Annotated in this window: 8 protein-coding genes and 1 tRNA gene; 6 read left to right on the top strand and 3 right to left on the bottom strand. The window is 65.0% G+C overall.

The window, feature by feature from the left end; translation table 11 throughout:
- Nucleotides 1-104 precede the first annotated feature (104 nt).
- On the bottom strand, nucleotides 105-431 hold the full coding sequence (locus tag AC1RRT_RS09555) for a c-type cytochrome (RefSeq protein WP_493013559.1): 327 nt from the start codon (nucleotides 429-431) through the stop codon (nucleotides 105-107).
- Nucleotides 428-1,345, bottom strand: coding sequence for an N-formylglutamate amidohydrolase (locus tag AC1RRT_RS09550; protein ID WP_493013558.1), 918 nt, complete (start codon nucleotides 1,343-1,345; stop codon nucleotides 428-430). The genes AC1RRT_RS09555 and AC1RRT_RS09550 overlap by 4 nt, the downstream gene beginning before the upstream one ends.
- A gap of 179 nt (nucleotides 1,346-1,524) precedes the next feature.
- On the opposite strand from AC1RRT_RS09550, the gene AC1RRT_RS09545 reads away from it, so the two are divergent.
- Nucleotides 1,525-1,599: transfer RNA gene (locus tag AC1RRT_RS09545), tRNA-Val, on the top strand.
- Nucleotides 1,600-1,612: 13 nt separating this feature from the next.
- Here the strand turns inward: AC1RRT_RS09545 and AC1RRT_RS09540 are convergent.
- The gene (locus tag AC1RRT_RS09540) at nucleotides 1,613-2,515 is read right to left on the bottom strand and encodes an alpha/beta hydrolase family protein (RefSeq protein ID WP_493013557.1); all 903 of its coding nucleotides are present in this window, start codon (nucleotides 2,513-2,515) and stop codon (nucleotides 1,613-1,615) included.
- Between the two features lie 224 nt (nucleotides 2,516-2,739).
- Between AC1RRT_RS09540 and AC1RRT_RS09535 the strand changes: the two genes are divergently transcribed.
- From AC1RRT_RS09535 to AC1RRT_RS09515, 5 genes are all read left to right on the top strand, one after another.
- Nucleotides 2,740-2,961: a hypothetical protein gene (locus AC1RRT_RS09535; RefSeq protein WP_493013556.1), complete on the top strand. Its 222-nt coding sequence runs from the start codon at nucleotides 2,740-2,742 to the stop codon at nucleotides 2,959-2,961.
- A 138-nt stretch (nucleotides 2,962-3,099) separates the two neighbouring features.
- A complete protein-coding gene (locus tag AC1RRT_RS09530) occupies nucleotides 3,100-5,391 on the top strand; it encodes a methyl-accepting chemotaxis protein (protein ID WP_493013555.1) in 2,292 nt (763 codons plus the stop codon).
- Nucleotides 5,392-5,612: 221 nt separating this feature from the next.
- On the top strand, nucleotides 5,613-8,063 hold the full coding sequence (locus tag AC1RRT_RS09525; RefSeq protein ID WP_493013554.1) for a methyl-accepting chemotaxis protein: 2,451 nt from the start codon (nucleotides 5,613-5,615) through the stop codon (nucleotides 8,061-8,063).
- 158 nt (nucleotides 8,064-8,221) lie between these two features.
- The gene (locus AC1RRT_RS09520) at nucleotides 8,222-10,762 is read left to right on the top strand and encodes a methyl-accepting chemotaxis protein (protein ID WP_493013553.1); all 2,541 of its coding nucleotides are present in this window, start codon (nucleotides 8,222-8,224) and stop codon (nucleotides 10,760-10,762) included.
- A gap of 278 nt (nucleotides 10,763-11,040) precedes the next feature.
- Nucleotides 11,041-13,437 carry a methyl-accepting chemotaxis protein gene (locus tag AC1RRT_RS09515; RefSeq protein WP_493013552.1) on the top strand — a complete coding sequence of 799 codons (2,397 nt, stop codon included), beginning with the start codon at nucleotides 11,041-11,043 and terminating at the stop codon, nucleotides 13,435-13,437.
- Nucleotides 13,438-13,442 lie beyond the last annotated feature (5 nt).

Genomic DNA, 13,442 nt, shown 5'->3' with positions numbered 1-13,442 from the left:
ACAGGCCTGCCGCTGTAAGCGGCGAAGACAGGCCTGCCGCTGTAAGCGGCGAAGACAGGCCTGCCGCTGTAAGCGGCGAAGACAGGCCTGCCGCTGTAAGCGGCTTACTCGCGCGCCAAGCGGCGCAGATAGGCGATCACATCCTCGGTCTGCTGGGTGCTCAGGCTGAGGCCCTGCATCGGCGGATGCGGCGCGGCGAGCCAAGTGCGCAGGCGGGTTTCATCCGCGCCTTTGCCGCGCAACATCTGCGCCAATGGCGGCGCCGCATCGCTACCGCGCGTCGCCGAGCCATGACAGGATGTGCACCAGCGATCCGCCAGCGTCGCACCGAGCGCGGCATCGCCGGTGCCGTCGGCGGCACAGGCTGAACCGGCGATCAACAGCGACAGCGCAACGGCAAGACCATGGCGGCGTGCTGTCATGCTGGTCATTTGTTCAGGAAGTCCGGCGTCGCCGAGGCAATGAGAAGTTCGGTCAGGCCGGTCATCGCCTTCTGCACGCGATCGAAGCCGACCGATTTCACGATCTGGGTTTCATCCATGTAGAGATCGCGGTTGATCTCGAGCTGCAGCGTGTGGATGCCTTTTTCGCGGCGTGCGTAATGCTGGGTGATATAGCCGCCGGCATAGGGCTTGTTGCGCGCGACGCTGAAACCGCGCGATTTCAGATAGTCTTCCACGCGATCGACCAGCCTTGTGGGGCAGGACACGCCGTGGAAATCGCCCAGCACCATGTCGGCGCGGCGCATGCCGGCATCGGGCATGTTGTTGCCGCCGACCGACGGCATCGAATGGCAGTCGAGCAGCAGGGCGACGCCATGATGCTTGCGCGCCTCGGTCAACAGCGCATCGAGCGCATCGTGATACGGACGCCAGCAGGTCTCGACCCGGCGCTCGGCCTCGGTGAAGGGAATCTTGCTCTTGTAGATTTCCATGCCGCCGGCAACGACGCGCGCAATCGTACCGAGCCCGGCGCCGATCTTGCTGCTGTCGGTGACGCAATGCGCCGGCAGCGGCGCATCGAACATGCCGGGGTCGAGTTCATAGGCGGCGCGGTTCGGATCGCAGTAGGCGCGCGGGAACAGCGCTTCCAGGAGCGGCGCGCCCAGCGTGGGGCCAGCCTTGTAGAGTTCGTGGATGAAGGCGTCTTCGGAGCGGCGCAGGGTGAGCGCGTCGAGCTGGCTGAAGGCCTTGAAGCTGGCGGGGTAGATATCGCCTGAATGGGGCGAGGACAGCACCAGTGCGGAACGGCCGGCAGCCGGCAGCGTGACCCGGATCGGCGGGTCATTGGGGAATTCCGGATCGGGCTGGAACCGGCGGGTTTTGAGCGTGGCGCTGCTTGTCATGGAAACCTGGAAAGCTGGCCGGACGGGGGCGGAACCCCGGCGGCCTGGAACTGGGGCAACTGGTAAGAGAATATGGGGCATCCGGGCGGGGCTTGCCAACCGGCGTCGCAGCCATTAAAAGCCAGCCGTCCGGTCGACCCCCGGACATCCGGCCCCTCCCGGGGCGGATTTGTGCGAATGGGCGGTTAGCTCAGCGGTAGAGCACTACCTTGACATGGTAGGGGTCACAAGTTCGATCCTTGTACCGCCCACCACGCACTCCCCCACTTACTGTTTAGACAGTCCGGCCAGGAACGGTGCCACCACCGGTCCCCATGTCTTCGCGCCATCGCGCCCGAAGAAGAGGCCATGGCCATCCTTGCCCCAGGGGCCGAGCAGGTGGAACTCGGCCTTGCCGCCGGCCGCCGTGAAAGCGGCATGCATACCGCGCGACATCTCGGGCGCGAAGAAGGTGTCGTTCTCGGTGTAGATCCACAGCATCGGCAGGCGCGCGCCGGCGCCGAATTTTCCCGCCGCCTCGATCAGCGCCGGCGGCGAGCAGTTGGTGTTGGGCTTGTCTTCGGCCCAGCCGCCGCGGCCGCCGGCAAAATTGATCAGTCCGACCACACCGGCGGGATTGCGACTGGCATAGGCGATGGTGCCCCAGCCACCGGCGGACTGACCGACAATCAGCGTGCGGCCTTGCAGCACATAGGGCTGCGCGCTCATGTAGCGCACGGCCGCATCGATATCGTCAGCGGTCGCAAGGCCGCCACGCGCGAAATTCGGACGCGTGCAGCTGCCGTAGTTTTCCGCCCAGTCACCACCGCTCTCGCCATAGCCGCGCCGCTGCGGGAAGGCGACGACATAGCCCTGCTGCAGGAACCAGCGCGCCGCCTCACCATCGCAGGCACTCGGTTTCATCGTCGGACGTTGCGCTGCATTGGAGGGCGAGCCGTGATTGATCACCGCAAGCGGCGCCGGCGCATCGCCGGTTGGACGACAGCTGCGCAGCAACAACACAGCTTCGCGTTTTGCACCGTCGACATAGGACCAGATCCAGTGGAGCTGCATGCGCGCTGGACCTTCAGGCGCGGCTTGCGGACCGATGGTGAGGCTCTGGGCCGGCAGGTCTGGACTGACAGCCAGCAGCAGCGCCGCCAGGATGATCCGGGATGCAACAGGCCGCATGCATTCCATCCTTGTATCCCCCCGATCCCCGCGCGATCAGCGATAGTAAATCTAGCAGACATCGACCGTGGCGCGTATTGCCTGACCGCGTATTCGCTGAAAAAGCCAGAAAACCCTGCTTTTTCATTTAGATAAAATTAAGCATACTGCTCCGAGATTAGGGGCAGGCAACAGGCCGGTTCCAAGAGAACCGGTCGGGCCCATTGGTGGGGAAGGTGCGGATCATGACGGTGGAAATTGCAACCGTTCCAGTCGGCAGCGTGTTCATCGAGCACTCGCGGTTTCTACCCGAACCGGCACGGACACGCTGGCGCGTCGAGCGCATCGTCGCCCTGCCCAATCTTCCCGAGCATGCCGCCATCCGGAAACTGGAATCCGGCGGCGAGGAACGCCTGATCACCCTGCAGGCCCTGATGCAAAGCGGCAAATACACCCGCGAGAACTGACCGCTCCACCGGGCCGACTGGGCCCGGGAATACCCGGCATTATCAAGAATTTAGATTCTCGCCCGCCGGAACAAGAATAGCATACAGACCAATTCTCAGAGCACGGGTCTGCCCACGGCAGATCTACGGGGGGTCTGCATGTTCCGTCACTCGCTCAATCGCCTGCTGCTGGCGATCATCCTGCTGCTCAGCGTGGTTGGCCTCGCGGTCACCCTGGTGCAGATGCGCACGGCCTACATTGCCGTCGCCGAGAAGGGCAAGATTCTCGCACTGGCCCGCGCCGACCGCCTGCTGTTCGACGGCGTTGCCAATTTCCGCGTGCAGCGCGGCCAGGCCCAGGCCGACATCCTGTCGCTGGATAACGGCCGCGCCGCGATGGAAGCCATCAAGGTGGATTACGACAAGCGCTACGCCAATGTGCAGCTCGCCTTCAAAGGCCTCGACCTTCCCGACCAGGCCAAGCTGAAGGCTGCCATCGAAGAGCAATGGGGCAACGTCGGCGGCAAATTTCCCGGCCTGATCGCCGAGGGCGACAAGCCCAAGGCCAACCGCCAGATCGCCAATACCAATGACTGGTACAACTCCACCACCGGGCTGATCAACGCCGTGAACGCCACCTCCGCCGTGGTGAGCAACGAGGTTCGCATTCTCGATCCGATGATCGCCGAGCTGGTGCAGGTGCGCCGCTTCGCCTGGCAGATCCGCGACCGCTACGGCATCCAGTGCTCAATCCAGCGCCAGAACATCAACACCAACAAGCCGCTGGACGACAGCCAGCGCGCCACGCTGACACGCAACCGCGGCATCACCATCGCCGGCTGGGAAGGCCTGGAGGAACTGGTCACGCGCAATGGCGTCTCCCCCACGGTGCTGAAGGCCGTGCGCGACGCCAAGGCGGCGCATGACAAGGCGCAGGCCGGCATCGATGCCGTGATCCCGAAGCTGGACGGCAGCGGCAATCCGGCGATGAGCCCGGCCGAGTGGAATGCGCTCTGCCAGGGCCCGTTCGACCTGATCGTCGGCCTGGCCTATGTCGCGCTGGATGAAGTGATTGCCTATGCCGACCGCGAGCAGGATGCGGCCGAATACCGCCTGATGATCGCCGGTGGCGCCGTTGCCGTGGCGCTGTTGCTGGCACTGATCGGCATCGTGGTGCTGCGCCGCCGCTTTGCCGGACCCGTGCATCGTCTGCTGGTCGCCGTGGACAGCCTGCGCCAGCGCGATTACACCACGCCGGTGCCGGCGGCGGAGAATCCCGACGAACTGGGCCGCATCACCGCCGCACTGGAAGGCCTGCGCGAAAGCGCCGGCCAGGCCCAACGCATGGAGGCTGAAGAGCGCGACCGCACCGCCGCACAGCAGCGTGCCCAGGAAGACGAGATCGCACGCAACAATGCCATCAGTCGCGAAATAGCCGCCTTCTGCACGGCGATTGCGGCGGGCAAAATCGACAGCCGCATCGACGAGCAGGGCAAGAGCGGTGTCTTCCTCGACCTGTCGAAGCAGATGAACGGCCTGGCCGGCACGCTGGACGGCGTGGTGGGCGAATTCACCGCGGTGATGAGCGGCATGGCGGACGGCGATGTGACCCGTCAGGTCAGCGGCGCCTATGATGGTGCTTTCGGCCGTCTGAAAGACGCCGCCAACAGCATGGCGCAGCGCCTGCGCGAGATCGCCGCCCAGTTGGGCGAGAGCACCAATGCGGTGCACAGCGCTTCGTCCGAACTGATGGCCGGCAACCAGGACCTGGCGCAGCGCACGGAAAGCCAGGCGGCCTCGATCGAAGAGACGGCGGCCTCGATGCACGAGATCACGGTGACCGTGAAGCAGAATGCCGACAACGCCCAGGCGGCAAGCCAGCTCGCCGTGATGGCGCGCGACACCGCCTCCAAGGGCGGCGGCGTGGTGGCCGAGGCGGTGACCGCCGTGACGCAGATCGAAAGCAGCGCGCAGAAAATCGCCGACATCGTCTCGCTGATCGACGAGATCGCCTTCCAGACCAACCTGCTGGCCCTGAATGCCTCGGTGGAAGCCGCGCGCGCTGGCGAAGCTGGCAAGGGCTTCGCCGTCGTGGCGCAGGAAGTGCGCGCGCTGGCGCAACGCTCGGCCAACGCCAGCAAGGACATCAAAACTCTGATCAGCGAATCAAATGCACAGGTGAAGACCGGCGCGGCGCTGGTGAACCAGGCCGGCGGCTCGCTGACCGATATCGTCAATGCGGTAAAGAAGGTGACCGACATCGTGGCCGAGATCGCCGCCGCCTCGCGTGAGCAGGCCACCGGCCTCGACCAGATCAATACCGCGGTCAGCCAGATGGATGAGATGACCCAGCGCAACGCGGCCCTAGTGGAGGAAAATACCGCCGTGACGCAGTCGATGGCGAACCAGGCCTCCCGCCTGGCCGAGCTGGTGCGCTTCTTCCGCACCTGACTCTAATACTTCTGTGCTATGGCCGCGTGCGCGCGGCTGTCCGCGACTCGGCGTGGGGAAATCCTCCGCGTGCGGACCAGCACGATAGGGTGATGGATTCACCCTATCGCTTTGAAAAAAATCCATATCAACGAATTTGATTTGCTGTTTTGATAATCAATGCTCGTCCAGCGGGCATGCATGGCTATGCAAAACACAAGCTCGTTGCCCTGGGGGGAAACATGCTAATCGGCCGCCTGCCGCTCGTCACCAAGATCACACTGATCGTTGCGACACTTATCGTCCTGACCGCCGTATCGCTTGGCGGCGCCGCACTCTGGCGTATCCGCATCGAGATCGCGCAGCAGGTGATCCAGCAACAGAACAACAGCCTGCGTACGCTTGCCGTGCTGGTACGCAAGAGTTTTCCCGATACCAAATTCGAGATCGATGCCAATGGCACGGTCGGCCGTGTCACCATGGCCGCGATCCCCGACTTCACCAGCCATGAAATGATCGACGAGGTCGGCAAGGTGACCGGCGAGACCGCCACGCTGTTTCGCTGGCAGGAAGCCGAGCAGGACTTCTTCCGCAAGACCACCAACATCATCCGCGACGACGGCCAGCGCGCCGTTGGCACGCCGCTGGGCAAGGGCAGCGCGGCCTATGGCCCGGTCACGCAGGGTCGCACCTATCTGGGCGAGGCCGTGATCTTGGGCAAGCCCTACTACACCATCTATCACCCGGTCCATGACCCGGCGGGCAAGGTCATCGGCATTCTGTATGCCGGTGTTCTGAAGCTGCATATCGAGGCCTTTGCCGACCGCATCGCGACGAACATGCTGGTAGTCGGTATCATCGCCGTGCTGATCGGCGGCATCATTGCCGTGATCATGACGCGGCTGCTGCTGCGGCCGCTGCCCAAAATCGCCGGCTGGACCGAGCAACTGGCCAACAGCAACCTGCGCGTCGATATCGGCTATCGCGACCGCGGCGATGAGGTAGGCGTCCTGGCGCGCGCCGTGGAGGCTCTGAAGCAGACATCCATCGGCGCCGCCCGCGCCAGCAGCGGCCTGGATAATGTCAGCGCCAATGTGATGGTAGCCGATGAGGACAATGTCATCATCTATTGCAACAAAGCCGTTCGGACGACCCTGAAGGCAGCAGAGGCGGACCTGCAGCGCGATCTGCCGCATTTCAACGCCGATGACCTGATCGGCAAGAAGATCGATGTCTTCCACAAGGACCCTGCCCATCAGACCGCCTTGCTGGCCAAGCTGAAGGATACCTATCGCGCGCGCATCGTGATTGGTGGCCGCACCTTCGACCTGATCGCCAATCCCGCCCTCAATCCGCGCGGCGAACGTGTCGGCACCGTGGTGGAATGGGCCGACCGCACCGAGGAGATTCGGCTCGGAAACGACGTGGTCGCCCTGATCGAAGGCGCCACTGAAAAGGGCTTCTCCGAACGCGTTGATGTGGCCGACAAGACCGGCTTCATCAAGGCGCTGGGCGAGGCCATCAACACGATGTCCGACAAGTGCCAGGCAATGACCGGCGAGATCGCCACCACGATCAGCGCCATGGCGCAGGGTGACCTGACGCAGAATCTGACCAGGGACTATCCGGGCATCTTCGGACAGCTCAAGATCGGCGCCAACGCGCTGGTGGAACGCCTGCGCGATTTCGCCAGCCGGCTGAACGATACCGCGCGCACGGTGCGCGATGCCTCGGGCGAGATCTCGTCCGGCAGCCAGGATCTGGCGAGCCGCACGGAATCGCAGGCCGCCTCGATCGAAGAGACGGCCGCTTCGATGCACGAGATCACCACCACCGTGCGCCAGAATGCCGATAACGCGCAGGCGGCCAATCAGCTCGCCACGGCAGCCCGCGACACCGCTGAAAAGGGCGGCAGCGTGGTGGCCGATGCCGTCACCGCCGTGACGCAGATCGAAGCCAGCGCGCAGAAGATCAGCGACATTGTTGGCCTGATCGATGAAATCGCCTTCCAGACCAACCTGCTGGCGCTGAATGCCTCGGTGGAAGCCGCCCGCGCCGGCGAGGCCGGCAAGGGCTTTGCCGTGGTGGCCCAGGAAGTGCGGGCGCTGGCCCAGCGCTCGGCCAATGCCAGCAAGGACATCAAGGCATTGATTGCGGAATCGAATGCGCAGGTGAAGACCGGCGCGGCCCTGGTGAACCAGACCGGATCGTCGCTCACCGACATCGTCGGCGCGATCAAGAAGGTGTCGGACATTGTGGCCGAGATCGCCGCCGCGAGCCGTGAACAGGCCACCGGGCTTGAACAGGTCAACACCGCCGTCGGTTCGATGGATGAGATGACCCAGCGCAACGGCGCGCTGGTGGAGGAAACCTCGGCCTCGGCGCAGGCGCTCGCCAACCAGGGCCGCGAGCTCGCCGAACTGGTCGGCTTCTTCAAGCTCGGCGGCATGGCTGCGCCGCCGGCCGTGAAACCAGCACCCGCCGCGCCTGCGCATCCTGTAGCTGTACAGGCGCCGTCGACAAAACCGGCGGCAGCAAAACCTGCAGCCGCATCGCCGCCGAAACCTGCCCCGGCTGCCCCTGCAAAGCCCACAGCCGCCGCACCGAAGCCTGCGCCGGCTGCACCAAAGCCGGCTCCCGCGCCGGCGCCCGCACCAAAGGCGGCGGCCGACGACGACTGGCAGGAATTCTGATCCGTCATCATTCCGTCTGACGCAACGCCCAGTTTCAACGCCCTGTCTGCATACAACAGACAGGGCGTTTTTTATGGGCGCGTTATGGCGGACTTAATGGCTGTGAAAGACTTTCGTCGTATACAGAGTACGACATGCATTCCCCGGGATAAAAAATCATGCGTATTAAAAGCAGCTTCTTGCTATTTGTCGTTGCCATCGCCGTGGTGGTACTCGGTCTGGCCGGCGCCCTGATCCGCGATGCCTATGAGGACCGCGACAGTGCCGTGGTCGCCCGCAGCCTGGCCGCCGTGCAGGGCGAGATCATGCGCCTGAACGAGATCATCGGCATTGAACGCGGCGTCGACAATGGCGCGCTGCTCGACAACAAGACCTACGATCCCAAGAGCGACGGCATCGCCAAGCCGCGTGCCAATACCGATGCCGCCTTCGACCGCGTGCTGGTGCTGGCGCGACAGAGCCGTCATCCGGCCGTCGATGTCGGCCAGATCGAAAAGACACGCAGCAGCGTGACCGACTGGCGCCGCCGCGTCGACGAAGCATTGCCCCGGCCGCTGGCCGACCGGCCGCGCGATGTGCTGCAGGGCTATTCGCCGGCCCTGGTCGCGCTGATCACCGGCATGACGCCGTTGTTGAACGCGATTGATGCCGGCATTGCGCGCGCTGACAGCGATGTCGCCGCGCCGATGACCATTGCGCGTCTGGCCGCCGACATGCGCGCCGATGCCGGCGCACGCGGCACTGTGATGGTGAATGTGATCGTCTCTGGCAAGCCGATCACGCCCGAGACCGAGGCGCGCTATGCCGATTATACCGGCCGCATGAATGCGCTCTGGGCCCGCATCGGCATGACGCTGGGTATGATTGATGCCTCGCAGGATTTAAAGGCCGTGGTGGCCAAGACCGAGACCGGCTACTTCACCCCAGGCAGCGGCCTGCCCGCACTTTATGCCGAAATCCGCGCCGGCAGCGACAAGGGCGGCCAATGGCCCTTCACCGCGCCGGAATTCCGCACCCGCCATAACCCGGCGCTTTATGTGGCCGGCGAATTGCGCGACGCCGCCATCACCGAAGCCCTGCGCGTCGCCGACAAGCTGATCGCCGAGCGCAGCCAGACCCTGTGGATGGTGAGCGCCATCACCGTCGTCGTCGTGCTGCTGCTGCTGGCCGGTGCTGTCTTCTTCCTGCGTCGCGTGATCAGCCCGCTGGGCGGCATGACGGTGACGATGACGCGGATCGCGGAGGGCCAGTCCGCCGAGATCGGCCATGGCGAGCGCCAGGACGAGGTCGGCGACATGGCGCGCGCGCTGGGCATCTTCCAACGCAACGCCGAAGAAAAAACCCGCATGGAGGCCGAGGAGCGCAGTCGCGCCGAAGCCGAACGCAACCGCATGGCCGAGCAACGCTCGACCGAGGAAGCCGTCAGCCGCGAGATCGCGCAGTTCTGCGCCGCCGTCGGCAATGGCGACTTCTCGCGTCGCATCGATCTGGCCAACAAGGATGGCGTCTTCCGCGAACTGTCGCAGCAGATGAACGGCCTGGCCGACACCATGCAGAGCGTGCTCGACGATCTGGGCCGGGTGCTGAAAGGCCTGTCGCAGGGCGATCTCACCACCAATACTGCCGGCAGCTACCAGGGCGCCTTCGGCACGCTCGCCGATGCCGCCCGCGAGACGGTGACGCGCCTGCGCGATGTTGCCAGCCGTCTGGCCGAAAGCGCCAGTGCCGTGCGCGATGCCTCGGGCGAAATCTCCACCGGCAGCCAGGATCTGGCGAGCCGCACGGAATCGCAGGCCGCCTCGATCGAAGAGACGGCCGCTTCGATGCACGAGATTACCACCACCGTGCGCCAGAATGCCGATAACGCGCAGGCGGCCAATCAGCTCGCCACGGCCGCCCGCGACACCGCTGAAAAGGGCGGCAGCGTGGTGGCCGATGCCGTCACCGCCGTGACGCAGATCGAGGCGAGCGCGCAGAAGATCAGCGACATTGTTGGCCTGATCGACGAGATCGCCTTCCAGACCAACCTGCTGGCACTCAATGCCTCGGTGGAAGCCGCCCGTGCCGGCGAGGCCGGCAAGGGCTTTGCCGTGGTGGCGCAGGAAGTCCGCGCACTGGCCCAGCGCTCGGCCAATGCCAGCAAGGACATCAAGGCGCTGATCAGCGAGTCCAACGCCCAGGTGAAGACCGGCGCGGCCCTGGTGAACCAGACCGGATCGTCGCTGGCGGAAATCGTCAGCGCGGTGAAGAAGGTGACAGACATCGTGGCCGAGATTGCGGCGGCCTCGCGCGAGCAGGCCACCGGCCTCGACCAGATCAATACCGCGGTCGGCAGCATGGATGAAACCACCCAGCGCAATGGCGCGTTGGTGGAGGAAACCTCGGCCTCGGCGCAGGCGCTCGCCAACCAGGGCCGCGAGATCGCCGAACTGGTCGGCTTCTTCAAACTTGGCAATATGGCGGCGGCCAAGGCCGCGCCACCTGCCATGGTAGCGAAACCAGCCGTGACTGCAGAGACCAAGGCGCCAGCCAGCAAGCCGCCCGTCATCAAAGCGCCTGTCGTCAAACTGTCCGTCGACAAGCCGCAGGCCACAGCGAAGCCGGCACCGAAGCCCGCCCCCGCCGCCGCGCCGGCAGCACCGAAGCCCGCGCCAAAGCCGGCCGCGCCGGTCGTTGACGACGACTGGCAGGAATTCTGACATGACGCATGCGACGGGTGCCGGCCGGAAAGAATTCGGAAGATTCCGGCAAGCCCTGTCGCATCGTATAACCTCTTGGAGTTATCCGCCGCACGCTGCCGCATCGATGTGATGCGATGAAACCCCTGGCTGTGCCCGAAACATAGGCGCGGTCCATACCCCGCGCGGCTTTAACCATGTTTTGAGGAAGCTGCGACACTCTGGCTGTAATGGAGGGTTGCATGCGCAATTATCCAGGCGCAGTCTGTAGTCTGGGGTAAGTTAGGGGGAGCGCAAGAATGCGTTTCGGCATCCGTCAGAAGTTGTTCCTGGCCGTCGGTATCATCGCCGCCATGGCCGTGGTTTCCAGTCTCATCTCATTCGCCTTCTTCGGTCAGGTCCGCGGCGCGCTGGGCCTCGTCACCGAGCGCAGCCTGCCGGCGGTGAGCGCCGCACTGACCCTGTCGGCGCAGAGCGCCGATCTCGCCGCCTCCGCGCCGGCGTTGGCCTATGCGAGCAACGACGCCGAACGCAGCACCGCCGGTTCGGTGGTGAAGGGCAAGCTGGCCAGGATCACCCAGACGCTGGCCCAGGTGAAGGCCACCGACGCACCGGCCGAACTGCGTCAGGAAGCTGAAGACGCCTTCACCCGCCTGTCGGATGCGATGGAGCGCATCGACTCTTCGGTGAAGGAGCGCCTTGCGCTCAACGCCAAGCGTCAGGCCCTGACCAAGACGATGACCGACAATCATGCCAACTTCCTGTTCATCGCCCAGCCGGCGGTCGACCAGGCGGTGATGGACATGACCATGGAATTCGAACTGGTCTCGCGCGCCACCGGCAAAGGCGCGGCGGAAATGATCCAGAGCATTCTCGACAAACAGGTCGCTGGCGCGCGCGCCATGCAGGACCTGGTCGCCAAGACCAACCTGAGCGTCGGCATGCTGGCCGTCGCGGCACAGGCCGAAAGCCCGGAAGCCGTCGAACTGATCCAGGTCGACAACATCAATACCAAGGCCGAGATGCTGCGGACCCTCGACACGGTCGAGTCGACTTTCCCGAACAAGGAAATCTCGGACATGGTCAACAGCATCGCCAGGGTCAGCGAAGGCGAGAACGGCCTGTTCAGCGTCCGTCGCTCCGAACTGGCCGCCGCCAGCCAGGCGTTGTCGGCGCTCAGCGAAGGCCGCTCGGCCACGCTGGCGCTGTCGGATGCGGTCGACCAGCTGGTTTCGGCCGCACGCAGCGACGCCACCAAGTCAGCCTCGGCTTCGATGACCGCCATCAACTTCGCCCAGATCACCATGGCGATCATCGCCGTGATCTGCCTGGTCTCCGCCGTGGTGATCGGCTGGCTCTATATCGGCCGCCGCGTGATCGACCCGATCGTCGCCACCACCGGCACCATGGACCGCTTGGCCAAGCGCGACTGGGCCGCCGACGTGGTGGGCACCGAACGCAGCGACGAGATCGGCGACATGGCGCGCGCCGTGCAGGTGTTCAAGGACCAGGGCCAGGAAGCGCAGCGGCTGCAGACGCAGATCGAGTCCGACCGCGAGCGCTTCGAAACCGAACGCCAGGCGCAGGAAGCGCTGCTGAAGAGCGCGGTGGGTGACATCGTCAATGCGGCCAATGCCGGCCGCCTGAGCGAACGCATCGACACCAGCCGCATCGCCGGCGTGATGCAGGAACTGGGCGGTGGCGTGAACCAGCTGCTTGGCACCGTCGAGCGGGCGTTGGGCGACCTTGGCACCATGCTGCATAAGCTGGCCGAGGGCGACCTCACCCATCGCATCCGCAGCAACTACCAGGGCCTGTTCGCCCAGCTGACCGGCGACGCCAACAAGGTGAGCGAGCAGCTCGCCAGCACCATGACGCAGCTCAACACCGCGGCCGCGGCCGTGCGCGACGCTTCGGCCGAGATCTCGACGGGGAGCCAGGATCTGGCGAGCCGCACGGAATCCCAGGCGGCGGCGCTGGAGCAGACGGCGGCCTCCATGCACCAGGTGACGGCGACGGTGAAGCAGAATGCCGACAACGCCCAGGCCGCCAACCAGCTCGCTGGATCGGCGCGCAACACGGCGGAAGCCGGCGGCAGCATCGTGGCGAAAGCCGTGTCGGCCATGGGCGAGATCGAAGGCAGCGCGCAGAAGATCAGCGACATCGTGGGCCTGATCGACGAGATCGCCTTCCAGACCAACCTGCTGGCTTTGAATGCTTCGGTGGAAGCGGCCCGTGCCGGCGAAGCCGGCAAGGGCTTTGCCGTGGTGGCGCAGGAAGTCCGCGCGCTCGCACAGCGCTCGGCCAATGCGTCGAAGGAGATCAAGACGCTGATCGCGGCCTCGAACAGCCAGGTCAAGTCGGGCGCAGCGCTGGTCAATCAGGCCGGCAGCTCGCTCACCGAAATCGTCAACTCGGTGAAGAAGGTGTCGGACATCGTGGCCGAGATCGCGGCCGCCAGCACCGAACAGGCGCGTGGCCTGGAGGAAGTGAACGGTGCCGTGGTCAACATGGACGAGATGACCCAGCGCAACGGCGCGCTGGTCGAGGAGACCAATGCCTCGGCCCAGGCGATGGCCAATCAGGCGCGTCAGCTGGCCGAACTGGTCGGTCATTTCCGCGTCGACGGCAACGCGGCAACGGCAGCCAACGATGAGGACGAGCAAGGCCACGAGATGAAGGACGCCGCCGACTGACGGCT

This window comes from Ferrovibrio sp. GW821-FHT12B10 (assembly GCF_058807515.1).
The sequence above is the reverse complement of the archived record's forward strand: the minus strand, read 5'-3'. Positions and strand labels throughout refer to the sequence as shown.